Annotated in this window: 15 protein-coding genes; 4 read left to right on the forward strand and 11 right to left on the reverse strand. The window is 61.2% G+C overall.

The genetic code is table 11. The annotated features are described in order from the left end of the window. Positions 1 to 2: 2 nt before the first annotated feature. The gene (ccoN, locus tag B9N88_RS05745) at positions 3 to 1,427 is read right to left on the reverse strand and encodes a cytochrome-c oxidase, cbb3-type subunit I (protein ID WP_085205420.1); all 1,425 of its coding nucleotides are present in this window, start codon (positions 1,425 to 1,427) and stop codon (positions 3 to 5) included. A 79-nt stretch (positions 1,428 to 1,506) separates the two neighbouring features. Between ccoN and B9N88_RS05750 the strand changes: the two genes are divergently transcribed. Continuing rightward, positions 1,507 to 2,199 (forward strand): alpha/beta family hydrolase, encoded by a 693-nt coding sequence (locus B9N88_RS05750; RefSeq protein WP_027603737.1) that lies wholly within the window; start codon positions 1,507 to 1,509, stop codon positions 2,197 to 2,199. 93 nt (positions 2,200 to 2,292) lie between these two features. Here B9N88_RS05750 and B9N88_RS05755 read toward each other — a convergent pair whose 3' ends face one another. The 8 genes from B9N88_RS05755 to B9N88_RS05790 all read right to left on the reverse strand — a co-directional run bounded on the left by B9N88_RS05755 (position 2,293) and on the right by B9N88_RS05790 (position 14,948). Continuing rightward, on the reverse strand, positions 2,293 to 3,858 hold the full coding sequence (locus B9N88_RS05755) for a methyl-accepting chemotaxis protein (RefSeq protein WP_027603738.1): 1,566 nt from the start codon (positions 3,856 to 3,858) through the stop codon (positions 2,293 to 2,295). 94 nt (positions 3,859 to 3,952) lie between these two features. Further along, entirely contained in the window at positions 3,953 to 5,140 is a 1,188-nt protein-coding gene (locus tag B9N88_RS05760; RefSeq protein WP_027603739.1) for a glycosyltransferase family 4 protein, read from the reverse strand. After that, positions 5,137 to 6,348: a glycosyltransferase gene (locus tag B9N88_RS05765; protein WP_027603740.1), complete on the reverse strand. Its 1,212-nt coding sequence runs from the start codon at positions 6,346 to 6,348 to the stop codon at positions 5,137 to 5,139. Before B9N88_RS05765 ends, B9N88_RS05760 begins: the two co-directional genes overlap by 4 nt. A 28-nt stretch (positions 6,349 to 6,376) precedes the next feature. Then, on the reverse strand, positions 6,377 to 7,198 hold the full coding sequence (locus B9N88_RS05770; RefSeq protein WP_027603741.1) for a hypothetical protein: 822 nt from the start codon (positions 7,196 to 7,198) through the stop codon (positions 6,377 to 6,379). Next, positions 7,182 to 11,510: a methyltransferase domain-containing protein gene (locus B9N88_RS05775; RefSeq protein ID WP_051429300.1), complete on the reverse strand. Its 4,329-nt coding sequence runs from the start codon at positions 11,508 to 11,510 to the stop codon at positions 7,182 to 7,184. The genes B9N88_RS05770 and B9N88_RS05775 overlap by 17 nt, the downstream gene beginning before the upstream one ends. 2 nt (positions 11,511 to 11,512) lie before the next feature. Continuing rightward, positions 11,513 to 12,775, reverse strand: coding sequence for a UDP-N-acetyl-D-mannosamine dehydrogenase (gene wecC, locus B9N88_RS05780; RefSeq protein ID WP_027603742.1), 1,263 nt, complete (start codon positions 12,773 to 12,775; stop codon positions 11,513 to 11,515). Then, positions 12,772 to 13,923 carry a non-hydrolyzing UDP-N-acetylglucosamine 2-epimerase gene (gene wecB, locus B9N88_RS05785; RefSeq protein ID WP_027603743.1) on the reverse strand — a complete coding sequence of 384 codons (1,152 nt, stop codon included), beginning with the start codon at positions 13,921 to 13,923 and terminating at the stop codon, positions 12,772 to 12,774. The genes wecC and wecB overlap by 4 nt, the downstream gene beginning before the upstream one ends. A 233-nt stretch (positions 13,924 to 14,156) precedes the next feature. After that, entirely contained in the window at positions 14,157 to 14,948 is a 792-nt protein-coding gene (locus B9N88_RS05790; RefSeq protein WP_027603744.1) for a CPBP family intramembrane glutamic endopeptidase, read from the reverse strand. Between the two features lie 425 nt (positions 14,949 to 15,373). Here B9N88_RS05790 and B9N88_RS05795 point away from each other — a divergent pair, with 425 nt between their 5' ends. Then, complete coding sequence (locus B9N88_RS05795; protein ID WP_027603745.1) at positions 15,374 to 16,234, forward strand: DMT family transporter; 861 nt, start codon at positions 15,374 to 15,376, stop codon at positions 16,232 to 16,234. Positions 16,235 to 16,264: 30 nt separating this feature from the next. On the opposite strand, the gene B9N88_RS05800 is transcribed toward B9N88_RS05795, so the two are convergent. Beyond that, complete coding sequence (locus B9N88_RS05800; protein ID WP_027603746.1) at positions 16,265 to 17,149, reverse strand: DMT family transporter; 885 nt, start codon at positions 17,147 to 17,149, stop codon at positions 16,265 to 16,267. A 52-nt stretch (positions 17,150 to 17,201) separates the two neighbouring features. Continuing rightward, a complete protein-coding gene (locus B9N88_RS05805; protein WP_027603747.1) occupies positions 17,202 to 18,827 on the reverse strand; it encodes a methyl-accepting chemotaxis protein in 1,626 nt (541 codons plus the stop codon). Between the two features lie 390 nt (positions 18,828 to 19,217). Here B9N88_RS05805 and aceK point away from each other — a divergent pair, with 390 nt between their 5' ends. Then, complete coding sequence (aceK, locus tag B9N88_RS05810) at positions 19,218 to 20,933, forward strand: bifunctional isocitrate dehydrogenase kinase/phosphatase (protein ID WP_027603748.1); 1,716 nt, start codon at positions 19,218 to 19,220, stop codon at positions 20,931 to 20,933. Between the two features lie 118 nt (positions 20,934 to 21,051). After that, positions 21,052 to 24,963, forward strand: a complete 3,912-nt coding sequence (gene hrpA, locus B9N88_RS05815) for an ATP-dependent RNA helicase HrpA (protein WP_027603749.1) — start codon at positions 21,052 to 21,054, stop codon at positions 24,961 to 24,963. Positions 24,964 to 25,115: the final 152 nt, after the last annotated feature.

Genomic DNA, 25,115 nt, shown 5'->3' on the forward strand with positions numbered 1-25,115 from the left:
CCTCAGGCCATCTGCGCGACAGGGGCGGCTTCGACAGGTTGTGCCGAGCGCACGGTGCGCCATGTGTTGTAAGCCATCAGGAACATGCCGCTGAGGAACACCGCACCGCCCACCAGCCGCACGATGAAGCCTGGGTGGCTGGCCACCAGGGTTTCGACGAAGGAGTAGGTCAAGGTGCCGTCTTCGTTGATCGCACGCCACATCAGGCCCTGGGCGATGCCGTTGACCCACATCGAGGCGATGTAGAGCACGGTGCCGATGGTGGCCAGCCAGAAGTGCGCGTTGATCAGGCCGAGGCTGTACATCTGCTCGCGACCGAAGACTTTCGGGATCATGTGGTACAGCGCGCCGATGGAGATCATCGCTACCCAGCCGAGGGCGCCGGCGTGTACGTGGCCGATGGTCCAGTCGGTGTAGTGGGACAGCGAGTTGACGGTCTTGATCGCCATCATCGGCCCTTCGAAGGTCGACATGCCGTAGAACGCCAGGGACACCACCAAAAAGCGCAGGATCGGGTCGCTGCGCAACTTATGCCAGGCGCCCGACAGGGTCATCATGCCGTTGATCATGCCGCCCCAGCTCGGCGCCAGCAGTACCAGCGACATCACCATGCCCAGGGACTGTGCCCAGTCCGGCAGCGCGGTGTAGTGCAGGTGGTGAGGACCGGCCCAGATGTACAGGGTGATCAGCGCCCAGAAGTGCACGATGGACAGGCGATAGGAGTACACCGGGCGCTCGGCCTGTTTCGGCACGAAGTAGTACATCATCCCGAGGAAGCCGGCGGTGAGGAAAAAGCCTACCGCGTTATGCCCGTACCACCACTGCACCATGGCATCCGTCGCACCGCCATACAGCGAGTAGGACTTGGTCAGGCTGACCGGGATTTCCAGGTTGTTGACGATGTGCAGGATCGCCACGGTGATGATGAACGCACCGAAGAACCAGTTACCGACGTAGATGTGCTTGGTGTTGCGCTTCATCACCGTGCCGAAGAACACGATGGCGTAGGCCACCCAGACGATGGTGATCAGGATGTCGATCGGCCATTCCAGCTCGGCGTATTCCTTGGAACTGGTGTAGCCCAAGGGCAAGCTGATCGCGGCCAGAAGGATGACAAGTTGCCAGCCCCAGAAGCAGAACGCGGCGATTTTCGGCGCGAACAGCTGGGTTTGGCAGGTACGCTGCACCGAGTAGAAGGAGCTGGCGAACAGCGCACAGCCACCGAACGCGAAGATCACCGCGTTGGTGTGCAGTGGGCGCAGGCGGCCGAAGCTGGTCCAGGGCAAGTCGAAGTTGAGCGCGGGCCAAACCAATTGGGCGGCGAGAAAAACCCCGAGCCCCATGCCGACGATGCCCCACACCACCGTCATAATGGCGAATTGGCGGACCACCTTGTAGTTATAGGCGGTACTTAAAGTAGTGTTCATGGTTCCCCATCCACGGTTCAACCCAAGCAAATGCGGCACTTGGGCTGGAGTTATAGGCAGACTGAATAGCGAGGCAAGCATGGGCAAAGAGCACAAGGCCAGTATTGACGGGGATCAATGGGCGCAGTGTGTGCGGGAACACGGTTGGCTTTGGGATGTCGCGTCGGGCGTTGCTTCGGGTGATTGCGTGACGTTGATCCTGGCCCATGGTGCCGGCGCACCGATGGACTCATCCTTCATGAACGACATGGCTGCACGCCTTGCCGGGCATGGCGTCAACGTGTTGCGCTTCGAGTTTCCCTACATGGCCCAGCGCCGACTGGACGGCGGCAAACGCCCGCCCAACCCGGCGCCAAGACTGCTGGAAGCCTGGCGCGGGGTGTATGCCGAGGTGCGACGTCATGTCGCTGGGAAACTGGCCATTGGCGGCAAGTCCATGGGCGGGCGCATGGCGAGTCTGTTGGCGGACGAATTGGCCGCCGACGGGCTGGTGTGCCTGGGGTATCCGTTCTATGCGGTGGGGAAACCGGAGAAACCACGGGTCGAGCATTTGTCCGGGCTGAGCACGCCGACGCTGATCGTGCAGGGCGAACGGGATGCCCTGGGCAATCGGGGAGCAGTGGAGGGCTATGATTTGTCGCCGAGCATCGAGGTGATGTGGCTGGTGGCGGGGGATCACGACTTGAAGCCGTTGAAGGCTTCGGGGCTTACGCATGAGCAGCATTTGGAGGCTGCGGCCGTGCAGGTGGCTGAGTTTCTCAGCGCCTGCTAGGGCCAATCGGGAGCAAGCCCCCTCCCACATTCGACCGCATTCCAAGGGATGTACGCGGTTAACTGTGGGAGGGGGCTTGCTCCCGATAGCGGTCTACCGGTTGAAACGCTCGACCAACGAATACTGGGTATTCGCCGTATGCGTCAGCTCTTCACTCAACTGCGCCGAGTTCAACGCCTGCTCCGAGGTCTGGTCCGCCAACAGCGCAATGGTGCTGATGTTACGGCTGATCTCTTCGGCCACCGAGCTTTGCTCTTCGGTGGCGGCCGCGATCTGGGTGGTCATGTCGGTGATATGCGCCACCGCTTCACTGATGCCCACCAATGCCTGGTCCGCCTCCATCACCCGCGCCACGCCTTCTTCGGCCTGGCGATGCCCGGTGTCCATGGTTTGCACGGCAGCGGCAGCGGTTTGCTGCAGCTTGGCGATCAGGGCATGGATCTGCCCGGTCGACTCAGCCGTGCGCTGCGCCAGTTGGCGCACTTCATCGGCGACCACCGCAAACCCACGGCCCATCTCACCGGCCCGCGCCGCTTCAATGGCGGCGTTGAGCGCCAGCAGGTTGGTCTGGTCGGCAATGCCTTTGATCACGTCGACTACGCCGCCGATCTCGTCGCTGTCCTTGGCCAGTTGGGTGACGGTCACGCCGGTCTCGCCCACGGCCACCGACAGACGCTGAATCGCCTCGCGGGTTTCCCCGGCAATATCGCGACCGCGACCGGTCAGGCGATTGGCTTCCTGGGTCGCATCGGCCGTGCGCTGCACATGGCTGGCCACTTCCTGGGTGGTTGCCGCCATCTGGTTGACCGCCGTGGCCACCTGCTCGGTTTCCACGCGCTGGCGTTCCAGGCCGCTGGAGCTGTTATGCGCCAGGGTATTGGACTGGGCCGCCTGGTCGTTGAGGTGCTCGGCAGTATCCTGCAGGCGCGTCAGGCAGGTCTTCAGGCGTGCCTCCTGGCTGAGGATCGACATCTCCAGGCGCGCCTGGGCACCACGGCTGTCGGTGTACATCTGCGCGATCAACGGGTCGGAGGTGGTCTGTTCGGCCAGGCGCAGCAGGCGCTTGAGGCCGCGCTGTTGCCAGCTCAGGCCCAGCAGGCCCAATGGCACCGACAAACCCGCCGCCAGGGCAAAGCCCCAGTGGGAGTTGAGCGACGCACCGATCATGAAGCTCAACTGGCTGATCAGGATAAACGGCAGCCAGTCCTGCAACACCGGCAGCCACTTGTCCCGCTGGGGAACGGCTGACTTGCCCTGGTTGATGCGTTGGTAGAGCGCCTCGGCACGGCGGATCTGCTCGGCGGTGGGCTTGATGCGCACCGATTCGTAGCCGACCACCTGGTTGCCTTCGAAGACCGGCGTCACATAGGCGTTGACCCAGTAGTGATCGCCCGTCTTGCAACGGTTCTTAACGATGCCCATCCATGGCAAGCCTTGTTTGAGCGTGGTCCACATATGCCCGAACACGGCCGCTGGCACGTCCGGGTGACGGACCAGGTTGTGCGGGGCACGCACCAGTTCGTCGCGAGAGAATCCACTGATTTCGACGAATGCGTCGTTGCAGTAGGTGATCACGCCTTTGGCATCTGTGGTGGAGATCAACCGTTGCTGAGCGGGGAAGGTACGTTCGCGCTGGGTAACGGGCTGGTTATTACGCATGATTGTTCAATCCGCAAGGCTTTCATTGGGTATCGGCGGTAACGGGGGTTTATTTAACTTATTTTTGCAACAATCGGCTTGGCAGTTTCCAGGGTCACGGCTCTTCGGGTGTTGTGGTATCGAGAATGTCCAGAGCCATGCGTTGCTGGATCCTGCTGCGGGAATACTCCTGTAGAAATGCCGCTCGGTCGGTGGTACCCAGATCAAGACGGGCGAGTGCGGCAACGGCAGCGTCCGGGTTTGCGGGGGCAAACACGCAAGCATTGGGAATATGGTTAAGAGTGAACGCTTTTGAATAGCCTTCCAGCCCCGCCAGGATTGGTTTTCCAGTGGCTGCATATTCAAACAGCTTGGAAGGGATGACCTTCAAGAATGCCTTAAAGCTATTAAGGTGCAAAAAAAGCACATCCGCTTGCTGATAGTAGTGAATCAGTCTATGGCGAGGCATGGGAGGAATAAGCTCGACATTCCTTACGTTTCTTTTGATCAGCGCCTCGCTCAGTTTTTTCATCGTGCTGCCATCGCCAATGACATAGAAACAGGCCCTGTTTGCCAGCCGTTCGGCCAGGGCGGGCAGGATTTTTTCCAGGCCTTGGCCGGCGCCGACATTGCCAGCGTAGACGATCTTCAGCAGGCGTGTCGGGTCGTCAGGCGGTTCGGTAGGGAAGGGGGTTTCAAGAAACAGATCATCCACACCGTTGGTGTAGGTTGAGAAGGTCTTGTGTGGATAACGAGGCGCGAAGTAATTCAGGAAGCCGGGGGATACCAGGTTGACCCGCGTCGCATACCCAAGGGTGACTTTTTCCAGGCGGGAAAACACCCGTGCCAGGAGCTTGCCGACAACACCGGGGAAAAGCTCGGGCAGGACGTCGACAAAGATATCGCGAATATCCAGGTAGAGAGGCGCGTGTTTTCTGCGCGCGATGGCGGCGCCCAGTGCGGCCGTCATCAGTCGCGAAGAGGTGGCCACGATCACGTCATACGGCTTACCCTTCACGGCCTGAAGGACGCCGCAGGCATAGTGGGCAAACCCCCAGGCCTGGCCCCATGCGCTGAATCTGTGCGCGGGGAGGCCGATGCGGGTGACGGACAGCTTCGGCTGATGCGCGGTGTGGGCAGGGTCAGCCTCATAGGACGGGTAGCGGTTTGGCTGGGTGGTCAGTACCTCGATCTCTATCTCACCGTTACCGTGGGTGAACAAGGCCTTGACCAACGCCTCGACGCGAAATGCCGACAGATCGGGCGGAAAGTAATAGCTCAATATGAGAATGCGCTTGGTCATACGCGCACCTCGGTTTTACGCCGCAGTACACGCTCGTACAGCGCCACCAGCGTGCTTTCCTGCCGTTCCCAATTTAAATGCAGCGCGGCATTTTTTGCGTTTTGCGCCAGTGCCTGACGCAATAACGGTTCATCGATCAGGCACTGCAGTGCGGTGCGCAGTGATTGCTCCGAGCCTGCCGGTACCAAAAGTCCTATGGAGTAGGCCCGGACAATCTTGCGAATCTCCGGAAAGTCCGTGGCCACCACGGGCAGCCCGGCGATGACATATTCAAATAATTTGTTCGAGTCGGTGGTGAAGTGGTTCAGGCAGGTATTTTCGATCGGCTGCACACCGATATCGGCTGATGCGGTGTAGCTGGGCAAATCCGCCAGTGCAACGGTCGGGATAAAGTGCACTCGGTCTGTCAGGCCAAGTTCCGTGCGCAATGCCATCAAGGCAGGGGTAAGCCTGCCGCTCCCGATCAATACAAGGTAAGCGCCTTGCAACGACGCCGCCACGCGTAGCAAGCGTTCCAGCCCGCGCCCCTGTTGAAGGCCGCCCTGATAGACAACGATAGGCCAGGGGTGTCGCAAGCCCAACTCAAGGCGAATCCTCTGGCCGGGTGAGGTGGCGCTCAGGCAGGGGCGGTTTTGCAGTACCAGCGGGCGGGCGATTCCATAGGCCCTGGCAAAAAACCTGGCCCGGCTTTGCGTGGTGGTAATGATGCCTTCGGCCCTGGGCATCAAGGTTTTTTCGACACAACCTACCCAGCTGCGAAAGCGCGCATACCCCTCGCGGCTGGTGCTGATTTCGTGGGCGTCATACACCAGCCTGGCGCCGCTGAGCCGGGCCGCCAGCCAGGCGGTGGGCAGGGTATTGACGTCGTGGGCATGCACCACCGCAGCGCGATGCAGGGCGATGCGTAGCAGCAGCCCTGCATGTACCCAAAGCCGCGAAAGAATGCGTCGCAGGGGCATCGATTGTTCGGCTGCGAACGGGCCTGGCGATGGGGGCGATCCGGCGTTGGCCGCACCCCAGCGCACGCTGCGCGCTACGCGTACCACGCGGATGCCTTCGGCCAGCACCTCCTTGCGATGCGTCACGCCGGGCGCATGCAGGGCGAACACGGTGACTTGATAACCGGCTGCCTGGAGTGTCCGGGCTTGCTTCAATACGCGGGCGTCGTTGCGGAACTCATTCCAGACGATCATGGCGATGCGGGGCACGGGAGACTCCTGTTGATGTGGACGGGGTTCAGCGGGTCGGGTGGAGGGCGAGAAACATCCGGTTGATGCTCGGGGCGTGGGTGTTCAGGTAAAGAATGTCCTGGGTCAGGACCTTCAGTCTGCTGAGGCTTTGACGTATCAGGATCAGCGCTATCAACGCGATGTACAGGTGGGGAGGCGTCAGGCAGAGAAAGTCGACAATGATGAAGGCGAATGCCGCCAGAAAGCCCATTGAGTAAAACGCATCGGCCACCGTGAGTGGGTGACGGGAGAGTACCGCCTGCACACGTTGGCTACGGTTGTTCAAGCCAATCAGCACAGCCGCAGCGAGCACGGAATAAGCCAGGCCGATCGCCAGGAGGGACGGGTAGAGGTAGAGCAGCACGCAGAAGACGATCAGGGTAAACATGGCGTCGGATAAACCCCGCGCAAACCTGGAAAATGTCCTGGCTGCCAGGGCCAATTGGGTTTTTAGCCGCGCAGGTTCGGCACCGCCGTCTATCAGGGCGCGTGCCCCCGCCCTTGAGTAACGGGAGGCCATGAACCCGGCGCCCAGGTAAAAAGCGTAAAGGATCACCGTCAACAGACCGAGCCCGATGATCAGGGCGGTTTGATCGAGGCCTTTCAACGGGGCTGGCAAATAGGCGGGGACCGTCTCTGAACCGAGCAGGATGACAATCTTGATCGGCAGGAAGTACGTCGTTATCAACAACACTTGTGCGCAGAAATGTGCGGTATGGGCCATCAACACCGCACGTGGAGCGATGCTCATGAGGTGCTGGCCCAGGCATACGCACCAGAGAAGTGCCGACAGGATACGGTATTGCAATGCCTTAACGTCTCGGCTCACCGTGGGGTTCCCGTATCAGGCTTAGTTCGGCCGCGGTGATCAAATGCATAGCGCTCTGCGCAAGCACGCGTTGCCTGGCGTTGAATGATTTCGCCCTGAATATTTCCGGGTTGAAAAACAGTGTTTCTATCCCTTCGCCGAGCCCGGTGAAACTCTCGGGGGCCGATAGAAAACCGCAGTCGTCGTCAACAAACTCAGGGATGGCCCCGACCCGATTAGTCAAAGGGACCAGGCCCGACGCCATGGCTTCGTCACGCGATACCCCTTGTGTGTCCATGCGGCTGGGGCACAGAAACACGCCATAGTGTTTGTGCAGGTCGGCGATCTCGGATTGTTTCAAATAGCGTTTTTCGAGGGTGACGTTCGGGTACTGACGCAGCGGTGCGAGGGTTTCTTCAAACAAGGGTCCGTCACCGACCATCAGGAACTCAAGTTCGTTGAACCATGGCTTGGTCGCCAGCAGTTGAATGGTTTTGACGCTCAGGTCGTTGGCGTAGGTGCGTGACACATAGGGGCGGATCGAGAGGATTTTCTTGCGCTGCTCAGGCGGTTTTTCCTGATAGGCAAACAGCCGCGTATTGATGGGGTTGTGGATCACTCGGTATTGACTCCTCGGCAACCTGAACCCCAGGTCTTCCATGACGTCTTCGGCAAACTGTCGGGAGACGAATACCAGTTGCAGATTGGGCGGCATGGGTTGCAAAAGGCTGAGCCAGAAGCCCATGCGTCGCTCACTGTCGAGCTTGGCCAGTTGCAACAGTGTTTCGTCGCCATAGTTGTAAGCCCGGCGCCACCAAGGTTGGATCTCCGCGCCGTGCACCCAGGCAATCACCCGGAGGCGGGGCAAGTAGGGGCGCACTATTTCCCACATCTGCGGATCCAGGAAGTGCACCAGCAGTGTCGTGTACTGTCCGCTGTCCAGCATGCTTGCCAGGGCGCTGCCCGGGCCGGTCACCACGTCGACATTTTCAAATTCGTGATAACTGATCGACTCGTCGGGGCGCAGACGAAAGACATCTACCGCCAGGCCCTGTTCCTGATAGGCCATGACACGGGTATGAATAAAGCCATTACGGTACAGGTCGTCATAGGCCGGGTAGTGGTTGGTCAGCAGCAGGTGCGCGGCCTTGGCGAGGAGGTGGGAGGGTTGGATTTCCCGGTGTCCTTGAACCAATGCCTTGATCGTCGTGCTGCCGCTGCCGTGGGCCCGCAGGCCCAGGCGCAGGTACGCTGTTTCGGGCGGTATATCCCAGGCCTGATTGCGATTGGCCTGCTGCATGACATGGCTGATCCGTTGTTTCTGCGCATCCAGATACAGCACGACCAGTTGCAGGTTCAGGCCCGGCGTGGCATCGAGCAGCAATCTCAAGGTGTCGTCGGCCTGTTTCAGCTGGGCAACGTTCAACTCGTGCCTGGCGTAGTGATATTCATGTTTTCCGTCCGCGAGGGAGGAGTCGATATGCCAGGTGCCGCCTTCGACCTGCGCGCGCAGATACTTGCTGCGCAGCGGGCCGAACAGTTCTGACAGGTCCCGGCCGTTGCTCAGCGGGCCATCAGTATCTGCGCTCAGTGGCGGGATCGTTTCACTGCTGCGCTGGAGATGCTGGAGGCTGATTCCGCTGTTCAGCTCGAGGTCATCCACCACCGCAACGACGTGCTGTCGATCAGTGCCCGCGGCGTTTTCGCAGTAGTTGAACGCATCGATCGCGAGGGATGGAGGGTGGGTGTAGGTGAGCGCCGGGAGGCTTTCCAGCCAGGCACGGGCGGGCTGTTGTGCCAGCACTTCTGTCTTGATCAAGGCCCGACGTGCCGCTATCCCGGTGGCACTGCGGTATTCCTGGCCTGGGTTTATCAGGCGTATATCCTGTTCGTCCGCGGCATGGTGCGCCATCTTGCCGATCACCCGGGCCTTGCTGTAGCGCGTGGCCAAGGCCAGGTCGAGCAAGTAGTGAGGGCCGTAGTAGTCCACGGCAAGCATGGCGCCGAACCAGTCGGCGCCGCCTGCCAGCTCGCCGAGGGTGAGCTTGTCCAGCTGTTTGCGCTCAATCAGCTGCAAGCGCGGGTCAACGGTGGCGGGCTGCCTTGCCGGCGCGTCGCTTACCACGACATACAGCTTGACGCGGGGGTAGCGCTGACGCCGCAGATGCTCAATGAGCGCCTGCAATTGAGCCTCGTCGGCCGCCTCAGCGACCAGGCAAATCGTCGGCAGTGGCAGGTCATGCACGCGATGGGTCACCTTGCTCATCACATACATCAACCGGTGGGCATAGGTGTGTTCCAGCATCACCTTTCGCAGCCCTGCCAACCGCAGCCTGGCGTGTCCGGCGGGCGTGTCGAGGCGACGCAAGACCTCCTGGCCGTTGTCGCTGCAGATGACCAGGTCGCCCATCAGCACACGCAGGCCGCGAGAAAAATTGCTGACGGTCAGGGTGTTGGAACCCAGCAATTCAAAGGCACGACGGGCGAACATGGATTGCGACTGTTTGACCGAATTGAGATTGATCGCATACCGGTAGCCCTTGTAGGCCAGGTCTATCTGTGTCGCCTCAAGCGTACCGGCAATGTAGCCCCGATATCGGGCCGGAAACTGATAGTTGGCTTCTGACTGGCCGAAGTTGCGATCGTAGATTTCCAGCGGACGAAAGCCCGGCAGGGCATTGACGAAGTGTTCCAGGTCCCGCGTCCGTTCGGGGTATCGGCAGTAGTAGGCACCGGCGAAACAGAACGCATCCTTGCGCTCGTACAACTCGATCGGGTTGTGCATCGCCGGTTGGCAGGCAAAGGGCAGCAGGTAGACACGCTCATGCCCCAGCGCGCTTTTATAGCGATGAATACAGTCGATATCCGTGGTGAACACCAGGTCGAACTGTGTGGCGGTACCCAGGAACGTCTCGAAGTGCACCGGATCTTCCTTGTTCCAGAACACCGTTGGCACCTTGTGTTCCCGGCACCACTGCAAGACCTGGCGCAGCTCTGTGCTGTTCTGGGCGATCTTGTTATGCCAGCGGCCATCCTGGCCGCGCCACGCGGATTCGATAAACAGCAGGTCGGGTTGGAACGATTGCAGTTCGGCCAGGCCCTGGTCCGGTGTCAGTTGCAACAGCTCGCATTCATACCGGTAGGCCTCATGGGTAAAGGTGTCCATCACACAGGCCATTCTGAAGGGCTTGGCCGTGTCATGGGGGGCAAGCAACAGCTGGCTGCGCACATGCTCTGCATCCGCCAGCGGAGTGGGGGCCGGCGTGACAAGGAAAGCGGCGGTGCCAGGCAGCGCCGGTGGGATCGCATCATCGCCAGGGGGGGCCGTAGGTGCGTTGCCTTTGCGACGTGCGCGGGCTTGTTGATACAGCTTGAACAAGGCGCCAGGCAAAAGCAGGCATTCACGTAGCGAGCCCACCCCCACACGCAGTTGATACCCCAACTGATAAGTGGTGCTGGCCCGCGTCTTGATCAAGCGATTTTCCAGCAGGTGGCACCTGGCGTTTGCGCGCTGCAGATTGGCGGTCAGGACTTCTATTTGCCCTTGCTGCCGGGTATTGCACTCGGTTGAGTACGCCAGTTCGTTCTTGAGTTGCTGAATGCGCTCAGTCGCTTCACGGTATTTCTGATTGACCTGTTCCCGCTGTTGGCGACCGCCGGCTACCTGGCCAAGCAGGTTACGCTCGACGGACTCGAACGCCGCTTCCAGTTGACGTAGATGCTCGACACCCAGCGAACAGCCCTCGGGTTCTGTTTTGATGGCGACCATTCCCACCCACTTGCCCAGCATTTCGACCTGGATGACCTGCAGGTACGCACTCAACAGCCGAAAGGGTTCCAGCAGGTAGAACGTGTGCTTGTGGTCAAGGAAGTCATTCACTCCGAACGGCACGGTGATGATCAGCCGGCCACGCGGCTTGAGCATCGATGCGGCTTTTTCGACGAAGGCTGCCGGGTGGATGAGGTGCTCAAGCACTTCACTGATCACGATGCTGTCAGGTTCCATGCCCTGGGTGTCCAGCGACATAAAGTCTGCATTCAAGTAGCGGACGTTGCGCTGCACGTGATCGGGTTCGGCCCTCAGGTAATCTTTGGCCTGCTCGAACGCCCTGGGGTCGTTATCCACGCCCGTGACCCTGTGGCCTTCACGGGCCAGCAACACGGGGATAATGCCCTGGGAGCAACCTACGTCGAGTACTGTCCTGCCGGTGACCTGTGCGCAGATCCAATGGATCCGCGCACGGGTTTCCTGCATGAAGTGTTCGCCCAGCTTGCCGTAATAGGCTTCCATGACGCGATCATGGGTATCGGCGAGTGGCTGTGGATTATTCATCGTCAGTTCGCCAGTACGCCGGCAGCATCAATCACCACGCCGTTGCTATGTCGCGCTGACATGGATCTGAATTCGCGATGCCCGACCAGCAACACATGGATATGGGCGCTGTCCCAGGCACAGGCCACGTCGGTCAGGGAATGGCCAGTCAGGTCGTCGGGCAGTGCATCGATATTGGGCTCGACCAGCAGCAGCGTTATCCCCAGTTCGTTGGCCAACTGGCGGGCAATGCCAAGTGCCGGGCTTTCACGCAGGTCGTCGATGTCTGCCTTGAACGCCAGGCCATAGCAGGCAATTCGCACGTTGTGCGCGCGCAGCCCGGGGTGCTTGAACAAAAGGTTGGCCACCGCCACCTTGACTTGCTGGATGACCCACTGGGGTTTGCTGTCGTTGACCAGGCGTGCGGTGCGGATCAACAGCGCCAGGTCCGGTGTTTTACTGACGATGAACCACGGGTCCACCGCTATACAGTGCCCACCGACGCCAGGCCCGGGCTGCAGGATATTCACACGCGGATGATGGTTGGCCAGGCGGATCAGCTCCCATGGGTCGATCTTCAACTGTGCGCAGATCATCGAGAGTTCGTTGGCGAAGGCGATATTGACGTCGCGGAAACTGTTTTCGGTCAGCTTGCACATTTCCGCGGTGCGTGTGTCAGTGACAATGCACTGGCCTTCGACAAACTGCTGGTAAAGCCGTACTGCTGCGGCTGAGCAGGCATCGGTCATGCCCCCGATGATGCGGTCATTGCTGACCAATTCCCTCAAGACATGCCCTGGCAGTACCCGTTCGGGGCAGTGGGCGATGCGGATGTCACTGGCTTGCTGATGGGTGGTGGGAAAGGTCAGGTCCGGACGCACACTGGCCAGCCATTTCACCAGCAGTTCGGTGGTACCGACCGGAGAAGTCGACTCCAGGATCACGAGGTCGTGCTTTTTCAGCACCGGGGCGATGGCACGGCAGGCCGCTTCTATATAGCTCAGGTCTGGCTCGCGGTTTTCCAGGAATGGGGTGGGCACGGCGATCAGGAAGGCATCCGCCGGCTCCGGCCGGGTTGTCGCCCGCAGGTAGCCGTGGCTGACCGCCGAGCGGACCAACCGGTCCAGGTCGGGCTCTATGATATGCACTTGGCCGAGATTGATGAGGTCCACGACATGCGGGTTTATATCGACGCCAATGACTGTTCGTTGCGGCGAGGCAAACAGCGCGGCGGTGGGCAAGCCGATATAACCCAGGCCCAGGACGCAGAGCGTCGGCACGCTCATGCCGCGGCCTCGTTTTTTCGCCAGGTTGTGATCAGAACTTCGCGAATGCGTGTGCACGCTCTGCCGTCACCGTAGGGGTTGTGGGCATTACTCATCTCCCGGTAGGCCGCGTCATCGCTGAGCAGCTCCCTGAGGTGGTGGGTAATGCTTGCGATCTCCGTGCCCACCAGCCGCGCCGTCCCGGCATCGACTGCCTCGGGGCGTTCAGTCGTGTCACGCATCACCAGCACCGGCTTGCCCAGTGCAGGTGCTTCCTCCTGGATACCGCCCGAATCCGTGAGAATCAGGTACGCCCGGGTCATCAGGTAGACAAACGGCAGGTAATCCAGCGGCTCGATCAGATGTACATTGCTGATGCTCGCCAGTCGCCGTCGCACGGGTTCCTGCACATTGGGATTCAGGTGCACGGCGTAGACAAAGGTCACCGCCGGGAAACGCGCGGCGGTTTCAGCCAGGGCCTGGCAGATACGTTCAAGACCGTCACCAAAGTTTTCCCGGCGATGGCCTGTCACCAGGATCATCCGCTGGTCTTGGGGCAGAAAGGCAAATTGCCGGTCAAGGCGGCCGCGCAGAGGGGATGTCGGGGCGTGAAGTTTCTCTACAACGCTGAGCAGTGCATCGATCACTGTATTGCCCGTGACATGAATGCATTCGGCGGCCACCCCCTCATTGATCAGGTTCTGCCGCGAGGTTTGGGTGGGGGCGAAATGCATCGAGGCAAGGCTGCCGGTCAGGCGTCGGTTGCCCTCCTCGGGCCAGGGGGAATAGAGGTTGTGGGTACGCAGCCCGGCTTCGATATGGGCAACGGGTATCTGTTGGTAATAGGCCGCCAGACTGGCTGCAAAAGTGGTCGCCGTATCCCCGTGGACGAGGATCACATCGGGTTTGAAGTCTTCCAGGACAGCTTGCAGCCCCTGGATGATTGCCGTCGTCACATCCGTCAGGTTCTGATCCGGCTTCATGATGTTCAAGTCGTAGTCAGGTACCAATCCAAACAGCTCAAGCACTTGGTCCAGCATCTCTCGGTGCTGCGCCGTGACACACACTCTCGAGTGGAAACGGTCGTCATTGGCGAGATTGATCACCATCGGCGCCATTTTGATGGCTTCCGGGCGCGTGCCGAAGATAGACAGTGTCTTGAGAGGCATGGGGATGGCTTCTTGTATGGAGGGTGAGTAAAAGCTGGGCCTGAAACGCGGGTGCACAGCTGCCTTCAACGCAGTGCCAGGCGTGTCAGCGCGTAGGGACCGGGTTGTGCGGAGTGGGGCGATAACGAAGGGGGATTCTGCCCAAAGGGCACGCGGCCGACTACTGACCGTTCGGCTGGTTACGAGGTGTTACCAATGTCGTAAAAGTACCCGGGCAGCGCCGAAGGCAGTCATCAGCCTGCCAGCATCGGATAGGTAAACAACCCGAAGTGAAGCAGATTCAAGCCAACGTGCGTGGCAATCGCCGCACCCAGCCCGCCAAACCGATACGCCAGGCCATAACCGACCCCGGCGATGCCCGCCAGCAGCACCCATTGCCACCCTGCACCCACGTGCACCAGGCCGAACAGCAGCGATGCCAGCAGCAGCGCGAGGTTTTCGCCGTAGGGCAACTGTCTGAAGCGCCGGCTCAAGCCGCCTTGAATGTAGCCACGGAACAGGGCTTCTTCCACCAGGGTCACCAGCAACAGGTTATTGAGCACCCATAGCCAGGCCTGGTCCGGCCATTTCGGCGCCCAACTGATCACGCCCAGCAAGGCTGCGCCACCCAGCGCGACGATGGCGGTAAGGGGCAGCACCAACGCGGTGACGCAGATCGACAGGCGCAACGGACGCCGCGCCACAATCCACGGGCAGGCCAGCAGCAACCAGAAACCAATCAGCGGTTTGTCCTGGTTCAGATACATCGAGAACGGCACGGCATCGGGGGTGAAGCGCTGCGGGGCAATGCCGCGACCGTTATGGAACCCCGGCAGCCAGTGCATCGCCAGGCCTAGCGCCAACACGACAAACAGCCCGTGACCCAGGTAACGCGCCCACGGCGTGCGCTGCTGGCGTACGGCATAGCCGGCGATCAACAGCAGGGCGACGGACACCAGCGCCAGTACGCCCAGTTGCCCGTAGGCCAAGGCCAGCGCATAGCCGATGGAAAGAAGCGCCAGGTACAGCCAGGGCAATGGGAGCATGGGGGAATCCTTGGAAAAAACCGGTTGGCATTATAGCGACGGCCCGCGCCCCGAAACGTGAAAACGCCTCCCCGCAAAAGGGCTTGGGCAAGTGATTGCAAAACATGTCATCGGCTGGTTATAGTCCTCGCGTCCTTATCCCTTCAAAAAGATCAGCACATGCCAGCTTCCCTGCGCATAGCGGTAGTCGATTCAGCGGTCAACGCTGTGCGCGTGCCGTGCGCGAACAAGCAGCCTGCGCAGATCAGTCACTACCCCCCACCTGTCAGTAGCACGCCGGTGTACGCAGTCGTATCACCGCCGGGTGTTGGCATTTCGGGCTGATCGGCACGTTGCTGTGCCCGCTCTGCCTGCCTGAAAAAAACTACTGAATTTCAGCCTCTGCGGCTGAATCGGCTTTTTTTGCCTGATTACAGGTGGTAACCATGTCCGTTCTTTCGAAACACTCCGTGGCCGCGGCGGCCTCGACGAGCCTGTTTGTCCTGCTGTGGAGCAGCGGGGCGATCTTCTCCAAGCTGGGCCTGGCCCATGCGTCACCCTTCGCCTTCCTGCTGATCCGCTTTGCCGTCGCCCTTGCAGGCTTGGTGGTGCTGGTGCCGATCCTCACGCTGAAACTGCCGCGTCCCGGCAAGCCCCTGTTGTACGCGGCGGCAACCGGGTTGGTGTTGCTGGGGGCCTATCAGATTTTCTATCTGCTGGCCCTGGACCTCAGCGTCACCCCCGGCGTCATGGCGACCATCATGGGGGTGCAGCCGATCCTCACCGTGGTGCTGATGGAGCGCCAGCGATCCTGGCGCCGGATGTTCGGCCTGAGTCTGGGCTTGGCCGGGCTGATCATGGTGGTCTACCAAGGCATCGGGCTGGCGGGCATGTCCCTGGCCGGGATGCTGTTCGGGCTGCTGGCCCTGGCAAGCATGACCTTCGGCTCGATCATGCAAAAGCGCATCACCGACAACCCCCTTGGTACCCTGCCGGTGCAGTACCTGGCGGGGCTGCTGTTGTGTTCGGTGTTCGTGCCGTTCCAGCCGTTCCATGTTGAACACAACGCCGGCTTTTACCTGCCGGTGCTGTGGATGGGCCTGGTGGTGTCGTTGCTGGCAACGCTGTTGCTGTACCGCCTGATCGCCCGGGGCAACCTGGTGAACGTCACCAGCCTGTTCTACCTGGTGCCGGCGGTGACGGCGGTGATGGATTACCTGATCTTCGGCAATCGGCTCGCGATGCTGAGCCTGTTGGGGATGGGCTTGATCATCATTGGGCTGGTCTTCGTGTTCCGCAAAAACTGATGCCCCCCGTAGGTGCCGGCCAGCCGGCGCCTACGGTTTTCGAGGCCGCAATACCAGCCACAACGCCCCGGCAATCAACACGCCGCCATATAAATGCGCCATCGATAACGGCTCGTCGAGCAACAACGCCCCCCACAACACGCCGAACGGCGGGATCAGGAAGGTGGTGGTCATCGACCTCACCGGCCCAATCGCGGTGAGCAGCCGGAAGTACAACACGTACGCAAACGCCGTACACACCAGCCCCAACCCCAGCAACGACAGCCACACTTGCCACCCACCCCAACTCGCCGGCGGATGGCTGATCGCGCTGTAGGCAAACAACGGCAGCAGAAACAGCGTCGCGCCCAGCATGCTGCCCAGGGCCGCGAGACGACTGTCCAGGCCGCCGCGCTGGTCCAGCCAGCGCCTGGCGAGGAACCCGGCAAAGCCATAACAGGTGGTGGCCAACAGGCAAGCCAGTGCGCCCATCAATAATTCCAGGTCAAACGCCACCGGTCCTGCACGGGTCAGCACGCCTACACCGAACAGACCCAGGCACACCCCGGCGATTTTCGACGGGGTGAGGCGTTCGCTGAAAAACAGCCCGCCAATCAACACCCCCATCAACGGCGTGGTGGCATTGAAGATCGCCGAGTAACCCGCCGGCAGCACCTGGGCGGCCACCGAATACATGGTCGCCGGGATCCCCGAGTTGATCACCCCCAGCAACAGGACTGTCTTGAACTTGCCCTGGAAATCCCAGTTCACCCGCGCCATCGCCAGGATCACCAATAGCCCGGCGGCGGCAATCGATACGCGGAAAAATGCGGTCGGCACCGTGCCGATTTCCGGCGCGATAATGCGCATGAACAGAAAGCTCGCGCCCCAGATGGCGGCGAGCCCCAGCAGGTAAAGGGTGTCAACAGGCCTCACGGAACACTCCTACATCAATAAGGCCGCGAGTGTTGCACGCCGCCTTCATTGATTACAGGACAAACCGCGTCACCAGCCCATTCAGGTCCACCGCCAGCCGCGACAGTTCCTGGCTGGCGGCCGAGGTCTGGGTGGCGCCGGCGGCGGTCTGGGTGGACAGGTCGCGGATGTTCACCAGGCTGCGGTCCACATCGCGCGCTACCAGCGCCTGTTGCTCGGCGGCGCTGGCGATCACCAGGTTGCGCTGGCTGATCTGCGAGATGGCGGCGGTGATTTTTTCCAGGGCGCTGCCGGCGCTGTTGGCTCGCTGCAAGGTCTGGCCGGCATGCTCGGCGCTGCTGTTCAGCGCCTCGACGGTGGCCTGGGTGCCTTGCTGGATACCGGTGATCATCTGTTCGATTTCTTCGGTGGAGTCCTGGGTGCGCTGTGCCAGCGAACGCACCTCGTCGGCGACGACCGCGAACCCACGCCCGGCTTCACCGGCACGCGCCGCTTCAATCGCGGCGTTGAGCGCCAGCAGGTTGGTTTGCCCGGCAATGCCGCGAATCACTTCCAGCACCTTGCTGATGTCCTGGGCTTGCAGCGCCAGGCCTTCGGCCTTGTTCGAGGCGCCGAGCACTTCGTCCACCAGGTTCTGGATCGAGCTGATGGTTTCGCTGATCTGGTAGTGGCCGTGCTTGCTGTCCTCATCGGAAGCCTGGGACGCCTCGGCGCTGGACACCGCATTACCCGCGACCTCGTCCACCGCCGTGCTCATCTCGGTCACGGCGGTGGCCGCCTGCTCGATTTCATCGTTCTGCGCCTGCAGGCCGCGCGTGCTTTGTTCCATCACCGCGCTCATTTCTTCCGCGGCGGAAGCCAGTTGCTGCGCCGATTCGCTGATGCCTCGGATGGTGGTCTGCAGCTGCGCTTGCATGGTCGCCAGGGCGCTCAGCAATTGCGCGGGTTCGTCATGGCCGCGCACCACGATCGGCTGGCTCAAGTCGCCGGCGGCGATGGTGCGCGCCACGTTCAGGGCCTGGCCGATCGGCGCGGTGATGCTGCGGGTCAGCAGCCAGGCCAGCAGCAAGGTGGCGATCAATGCGACTGCGATAATCAGGCCGACAATCCACTGTGCGCTCGAATACATCTGTGCGGCCGAATCGGCCGCCGCTTCGACGCCGTTCTGGTTAAAGACGATCAGGTTTTCCAGGCTCTGGCTCAGGATCGTGCCCTGGGGGGCGAGGCGGCTGACGAGCAGGTCGAGGGCGTCTTGCTGTTGATCCTTGTCCACCAACGCAACCATCTGTCCGACGATGGCCAGGTACGTCGCGACATTGCCCTTGAGGGTTTTCAGCAGTTCGCGCTCTTCGTCATTGCTCAGCAAGGTTTCATGACGATCGAGCAGGGCTTGCAGTTCGCTGCTGGTGCGGCTGATCAGGCCTCTGCTGGTGTCACGCACGCGAGATTCGTCGGTGCTCACCAGGCGCAGGGACTCCAGGCGGATGGTGGCCACCAAGGCTGCGCTGTCATGGATATTCTCGATGCTCGGCATCCAGGTTTGCTCAATGACCAGCGCACTTTCCCGCAGCTTGGCCATCTGGCCCAGGCCAAACATTCCCACAATCACCAGCAAGCTGGCCAAAACCCCAAAACTCAGACTGGCACGCAGACCGATCCTCATGTTCCTCAATGACATCTCAATGCTCCTTGGGCGATTAGAACCTGCTCCCGGATCGGTCTTCGGACCTTGTTAGGGTGGGAGAGGGCGCGCTATATATCAAAGTGCCATCAAGGTAGTAATCGGGGTTTCCCTTAGTTGGATCCAAAGCCTTATGGAGGACCCGCGGCCGTTCTGGTTGGCGGTTTTCCGGCTTCTACCTGCCAGGCCACGGCGCTCAAGGCCTGTGGATCAAACGCGGATCGACTGTAAGGTGTGTTTATTGACCGGATGGTCGAATTAAAAAAATTGAAAATAAATGTACGAAATGAACAGACTTGTACAGGTCAGTGCAAAAAATGACCCTTCTCCTGCCTGCGTACACTGGCTAAGCTCAGGGCTTCCAGATGCCCGCTCGAGGTTTCCCGCATGTCGCCATCCACGCCTGCCCTCGCTATCGCCCGCACCATCCTCGAAGGCTTCGACGATTACCGCGAACACTTTCGCCAGATCACCGATGGCGCCTGCGAGCGTTTCGAAAAGGCCCAGTGGCAACAGGGGCAGGCGGCGTCGGCGGCGCGGATCAACCTGTACGAAGACAAGGTCGGTGAAGTGAGCGCGCGCCTGCGTGCGAACTTCGAGGGCAGCGCATTGCTCGACATTGACCTGTGGCCCCTGGTGAAAAGCGCCTATATCGGCCTGATCGACCTGCGCTTTGACGATGAGCTGTCCGAGACCTGGTACAACTCGATCTTCTGCGGTCTGTTCAGCCATGACCTGATCAGCGACGGCTGCATGTTCATCCACACCACGCGGCCGAGCCTGCGCCGGGCACGGGCGGCACAAACCCGTACCTACGCGCCCGCCGGCCAGATTCCCGAGATGCTCGCGCAGATTTTTGCCGACTATCGTTTCAGCGAGCCCTACGCCGACCTGGCAGCCGACCTGCATCGCCTCGAAGCCCAACTGCGGGAAAACCTGCCGGACTGGGTGTGCAAGGACCCGGACCTCAAGGTCGAGCTGTTTTCCTCGGTGCTCTACCGCAACAAAGGCGCCTACCTCGTCGGGCGCATCTACACCCGCGACGAACAATGGCCCCTGGTGATTCCGCTGCTGCACCGCGAAGGCCAGGGCATCCAGATCGATGCGCTGATCACCGACGAGGCCGAGGTGTCGATCATCTTTTCGTTCACCCGTTCCTACTTCATGGTCGACGTGCCGGTGCCGGCGGAATTCATCGGCTTTCTCAAACGCATCCTGCCGGGCAAGCACATTGCCGAGCTGTACACCTCGATTGGTTTCTACAAACACGGCAAGTCGGAGTTCTACCGCGCGCTGATCAACCACCTGGCGACCACCGACGATCGATTCATCATGGCCCCCGGCGTGCGTGGCATGGTCATGAGCGTGTTCACCCTGCCGGGCTTCAATACCGTGTTCAAGATCATCAAGGACCGTTTTTCACCGTCGAAAAACGTCAACCGCGCCACGGTGATCGAGAAGTACCGCCTGGTCAAAAGCGTCGACCGCGTCGGGCGCATGGCCGATACCCAGGAGTTCGCCGACTTCCGCTTTCCCCTGGGCAAGTTCGAGCCCGAGTGCCTGGCGGAGCTGCTGGACGTCGCCGCCGGCACCGTAGAAGTGGAAGGCGACACCGTGCTGATCCGCCACTGCTGGACCGAACGGCGCATGACCCCGCTCAACCTCTACCTGGAAAACGCCAACCCCGCCCAGGTGCGCGAAGCCCTGGAAGACTACGGCCTGGCGATCAAGCAACTGGCGGCAGCGAACATTTTCCCCGGCGACATGCTGCTGAAGAACTTCGGCGTCACCCGTCATGGCCGCGTGGTGTTCTACGACTACGACGAAATCTGCTTTCTCACCGAAGCCAACTTCCGCCACATCCCCGCGCCGCGCACGCCCGAGGATGAAATGGCCTCGGAGCCCTGGTACTCCATCGGCCCGCTGGACGTGTTCCCGGAAGAGTTCCCGCCGTTCCTGTTCGCCGACGCCGGCCAGCGCAAGCTGTTCGATGAACTGCACGGCGAGCTGTATAACGCTGATTATTGGAAAGGCCTGCAGGAGGCGATTCGTGCAGGCAAAGTGATCGATGTCTTCCCTTATAAAAGAAAAGAGCAGCCATAAGCTCAAAGCGGCAAGTAAAAGCAGATCCGCCCTGACTTGCCGCTTGAAGCTTGCCGCTCGCAGCTGCTTTTCTGCGACAATCCGCACCCGGCATAAATAGACGACCTTTGCGTACCTGATGACTGACCAAGCGCCCGCTATCGACCAACTGCTGAAAAACCTCGACCACGCCATGCTCGCCGACCGCCACCGCTTGCGGCGCCAGTTGCTCGAGCTGCGCAAGAAGCCCGACGAGGAGAAGCTGGCGCAGTGGGTCACGCGCATGCAGGCGTCTTGCTCCCAGGTCACGGCGCGGCGGGCCAGCCTGCCGGTGATTCGTTACGACGACAGTTTGCCGATCGCCGCCAAGCGCGATGAGATCAAGGACGCGCTGCAAAAGCATCAGGTGCTGATCATTGCCGGCGAGACCGGCTCGGGCAAGACCACCCAGTTGCCGAAGATCTGCCTGGAGATCGGCCGCGGCCAATATGGCCTGATCGGCCATACCCAGCCACGCCGGATCGCTGCGCGCAGCGTCGCCAGCCGCGTCGCCGAAGAGTTGGCCACGCCGCTGGGCGCGTTGGTCGGCTATCAGGTGCGCTTCGAAGACCAGAGCGATGCCAACACCCTGATCAAGCTGATGACCGACGGCATCCTGTTGGCGGAGACCCAGAACGACCGTTACCTGGAACGCTACGACACGATCATCGTCGACGAAGCCCACGAACGCAGCCTGAACATCGACTTCCTGCTGGGTTACCTCAAGACCCTGCTGCCGCGTCGTCCCGACCTGAAAGTCATCATCACTTCGGCGACCATCGACCTGGAGCGTTTTTCCAAGCACTTCGACGACGCACCGATTGTCGAGGTCTCGGGCCGCACCTTCCCCGTGGACACCTGGTACCGCCCATTGACCCTGGAACAGGACGAGGAGGGCAACCGCGTCGAAGACGACCTGACCGTCGACCAGGCGATCCTCGCCACCCTTGATGAAATCGCCGCCTATGAGCGCAGCGAACGCCGCAGCCCTGGCGACGTGCTGGTATTTTTGCCCGGCGAGCGCGAGATTCGCGATGCAGCCGAGATGCTGCGCAAGGCCCAGCTCAAGCACACCGAGATCCTGCCGTTGTACGCGCGGCTGTCGCCGGCCGAACAGCAGCGCATTTTCCAGTCCCATCCAGGGCGCCGCGTGGTACTGGCGACCAACGTCGCGGAAACCTCGCTGACCGTGCCGGGCATTCGTTACGTAATCGACAGCGGCACCGCACGCATCAGCCGCTACAGCTACCGCGCCAAGGTGCAACGCCTGCCTATCGAGGCGATTTCCCAGGCCAGTGCCAACCAGCGTAAAGGCCGTTGCGGCCGGGTGGAACCGGGGATCTGCATTCGCTTGTACAGCGAAGAGGATTTTATCGGCCGTCCGGAATTTACCGATCCTGAGATTTTGCGCACCAACCTCGCGGCGGTGATCCTGCAGATGCTGCACCTGCGCCTGGGCGAAATCACCGATTTCCCGTTTATCGAACCGCCGGACGGCAAGGCCATCAGCGACGGTTTCAACCTGTTGCAGGAACTCTCGGCCGTCGACCGCAACAGCCAGCTCACGCCATTGGGTCGCCAGTTGGCGCGCCTGCCGGTGGACCCGCGCATGGGCCGCATGCTGCTTGAAGCCGCCAAGCTCGGCAGCTTGCAGGAAGTGTTGATCGTGGCCAGCGCCATGTCGATCCAGGACCCGCGCGAGCGCCCACCGGAGCGCCAGCAGGCCGCCGACCAGGCCCATGCACAGTGGAAAGATGCGGACTCGGACTTCGCCGGGCTGGTCAATCTGTGGCGTGGCTTTGAAGAGCAGCGCCAGGCACTCACCGCCAGCCCGCTGCGTAACTGGTGTCGCAAGAACTTCCTCAACTACCTGCGTCTGCGCGAGTGGCGCGACTCCCATCGCCAGTTGAGCCTGATCTGCCGCGACATGCAGTTGACCGTCAACAAAGAACCGGCGGATTTCCCCAAGCTGCACAAGGCGGTGCTGTCCGGCCTGCTCAGCCAGATCGGCCAGAAGACCGAAGACGGCGATTACCTCGGCGCCCGTCAGCGACGCTTCTGGATCCACCCGTCCTCGGGTATCGGCAAGAAACGCCCGCAATGGCTGATGACCGCCGAACTGGTGGAAACCACCAAGCTGTATGCGCGCATGGTGGCGAAGATCGATGCCGACTGGATCGAACCGCTGGCCGGGCACTTGATCAAGAAAAACCACTTCGAGCCCCACTGGGAGAAGAAGCGCGGCCAGGTGGTGGCGTTCGAGCAGATCACCCTGTTCGGGCTGATCGTGGTCGGGCGTCGGCCGGTGCATTACGGGCCGATTGACCCGGTGGTGTCGCGGGAGTTGTTTATTCGCGAAGGCTTGGTGCGTGGCGAGATCCAGTCCCGCGCCAAGTGCCTCACGGCCAACCAGCAACTGCTGGAGCAGCTCGACGAACTGGAAGCCAAGGCACGCCGCCGCGATATCCTGGCCGACGAAGAGACCTTGTACGCCTTCTACGATGCACGGCTGCCGGCGGAGATCCACCAGACCGCCACCTTTGACAGCTGGTACAAGGTCAACAGCCAGAAAGACCCGCAGTTGCTGATCATGCGCGAGGAAGACGTGCTGGCCCGCGAGGCCAGTGAAGTCACTGCCGCCCATTACCCGGACACCCTGCACCTGGGCGACCTGGAACTGGCCCTGAGTTACCACTTTGAACCCAACCACCCCCGCGACGGCGTGACCCTGCGCGTACCGGCACCGCTGCTGCCAGCCTTGCCGCCGGAGCGCCTGGAATGGCTAGTGCCGGGGCTGATCGAAGCCAAGTGCATCGCCCTGGTGCGCAACCTGCCCAAGGCCCTGCGCAAGAACTTCGTGCCGGTGCCGGATTTCGTCAAGGCGGCGCTGCAGCGCATCGAGTTTGGCCAGGGTTCGCTGCCCCAGGCATTGGGGCGCGAATTGCTGCGCATGACCGGGGCGCGGGTCAGCGATGAGGCCTGGGCCGAAGCGGCGCAGCAGGTGGAAAACCATCTGAAGATGAACCTGGAAGTGGTCGACGGCCAGGGCAAGTTCCTCGGCGAAGGCCGCGACCTGGCCGAGTTGACTGCGCGGTTTGCCGAAGCCAGCCAGGCCGCGCTGGCCGTGCCGCACACCGCGAAAAGCCAGCAGCCGGTGGAGGCCAAGGTGTTCGCGGCGGTGGCCGAGAAAACCCAGCAGAAGATCGCCGGGCTGTCGATGACGGTCTATCCGGCGCTGGTGGAAGAAAACGGCACCGTGAAAGAGGGCCGTTTTTCCACCGCCGCCGAGGCTGAGTTCCAGCACCGCCGGGCGTTGCAGCGCCTGTTGATGCAGCAATTGGCGGAACCGGCCAAATTCCTGCGCGGCAAATTGCCCGGCCTCACTGAACTGGGCCTGATGTACCGCGAACTGGGGCGTATCGACGCCCTGGTGGAAGACATCCTGCTGGCCAGCCTCGACACCTGTGTGCTGGAAGGCGAAGCCAGTTTGCCCCGTGACGGTGCTGGGTTGGCGGCGCTGGCTGAACGCAAGCGTGGCAGTTGGACCGAACACGCCGAACGCCTGGCGCGCCTGACCCTGGAAGTGCTGAAGCTCTGGCATGGCCTGCAAAAGCGCTTCAAGGGCAAGATCGACCTGGCCCAGGCCGTGGCCCTGAACGACATCAAGCAGCAATTGAGCAGCCTGGTGTATCCCGGCTTTGTGCGCGAAACCCCGGCGCAGTGGTTCAAGGAATTGCCGCGTTTTCTCAAGGCCATCGAATTGCGCCTGGAGAAACTGCCTAGCCAGGTGCAAAAGGATCGTGTGTGGAGCAGCGAACTGGGCGGCCTGTGGGCGCAGTACCAGAACCGCTTGAACAAGCACACCCAGGAAGGCAAGCGCGACCCGCAACTGGAACTTTATCGCTGGTGGTTGGAGGAATACCGGGTGTCGTTGTTTGCCCAGCAGTTGGGGACCAAGGTGCCGATTTCCGACAAGCGCTTGAGCAAGCAGTGGAGCCTGGTCGAGGCCTGATCCCTTTCTCGGTTATCCAGACCAGACAGGTCCAAATGTGGGAGGGGGCTTGCCCCCGATAGCGATGTGTCAGTGGCAGAACCTGTGTCTGGTACACCGCTATCAGGGCAAGCCCCCTCCCACATTGAAACTTGATGGCGTTTTGATCGGGG

It is taken from the genome of Pseudomonas sp. LAMO17WK12:I1, from assembly GCF_900177315.1.
GTDB classification, from domain to species: domain Bacteria; phylum Pseudomonadota; class Gammaproteobacteria; order Pseudomonadales; family Pseudomonadaceae; genus Aquipseudomonas; species Aquipseudomonas marginalis.

Coding starts and splice junctions, on each gene's coding strand:
- ccoN (WP_085205420.1), bottom strand. CDS start 1,427: ATGAACACTACTTTAAGTACCGCCTATAACTACAAGGTGGTCCGCCAA.
- B9N88_RS05775 (WP_051429300.1), bottom strand. CDS start 11,510: ATGAATAATCCACAGCCACTCGCCGATACCCATGATCGCGTCATGGAA.
- B9N88_RS05750 (WP_027603737.1), top strand. CDS start 1,507: ATGGGCAAAGAGCACAAGGCCAGTATTGACGGGGATCAATGGGCGCAG.
- B9N88_RS05795 (WP_027603745.1), top strand. CDS start 15,374: ATGTCCGTTCTTTCGAAACACTCCGTGGCCGCGGCGGCCTCGACGAGC.
- B9N88_RS05755 (WP_027603738.1), bottom strand. CDS start 3,858: ATGCGTAATAACCAGCCCGTTACCCAGCGCGAACGTACCTTCCCCGCT.
- B9N88_RS05790 (WP_027603744.1), bottom strand. CDS start 14,948: ATGCTCCCATTGCCCTGGCTGTACCTGGCGCTTCTTTCCATCGGCTAT.
- wecC (WP_027603742.1), bottom strand. CDS start 12,775: ATGAGCGTGCCGACGCTCTGCGTCCTGGGCCTGGGTTATATCGGCTTG.
- wecB (WP_027603743.1), bottom strand. CDS start 13,923: ATGCCTCTCAAGACACTGTCTATCTTCGGCACGCGCCCGGAAGCCATC.
- aceK (WP_027603748.1), top strand. CDS start 19,218: ATGTCGCCATCCACGCCTGCCCTCGCTATCGCCCGCACCATCCTCGAA.
- B9N88_RS05805 (WP_027603747.1), bottom strand. CDS start 18,827: ATGTCATTGAGGAACATGAGGATCGGTCTGCGTGCCAGTCTGAGTTTT.
- B9N88_RS05760 (WP_027603739.1), bottom strand. CDS start 5,140: ATGACCAAGCGCATTCTCATATTGAGCTATTACTTTCCGCCCGATCTG.
- hrpA (WP_027603749.1), top strand. CDS start 21,052: ATGACTGACCAAGCGCCCGCTATCGACCAACTGCTGAAAAACCTCGAC.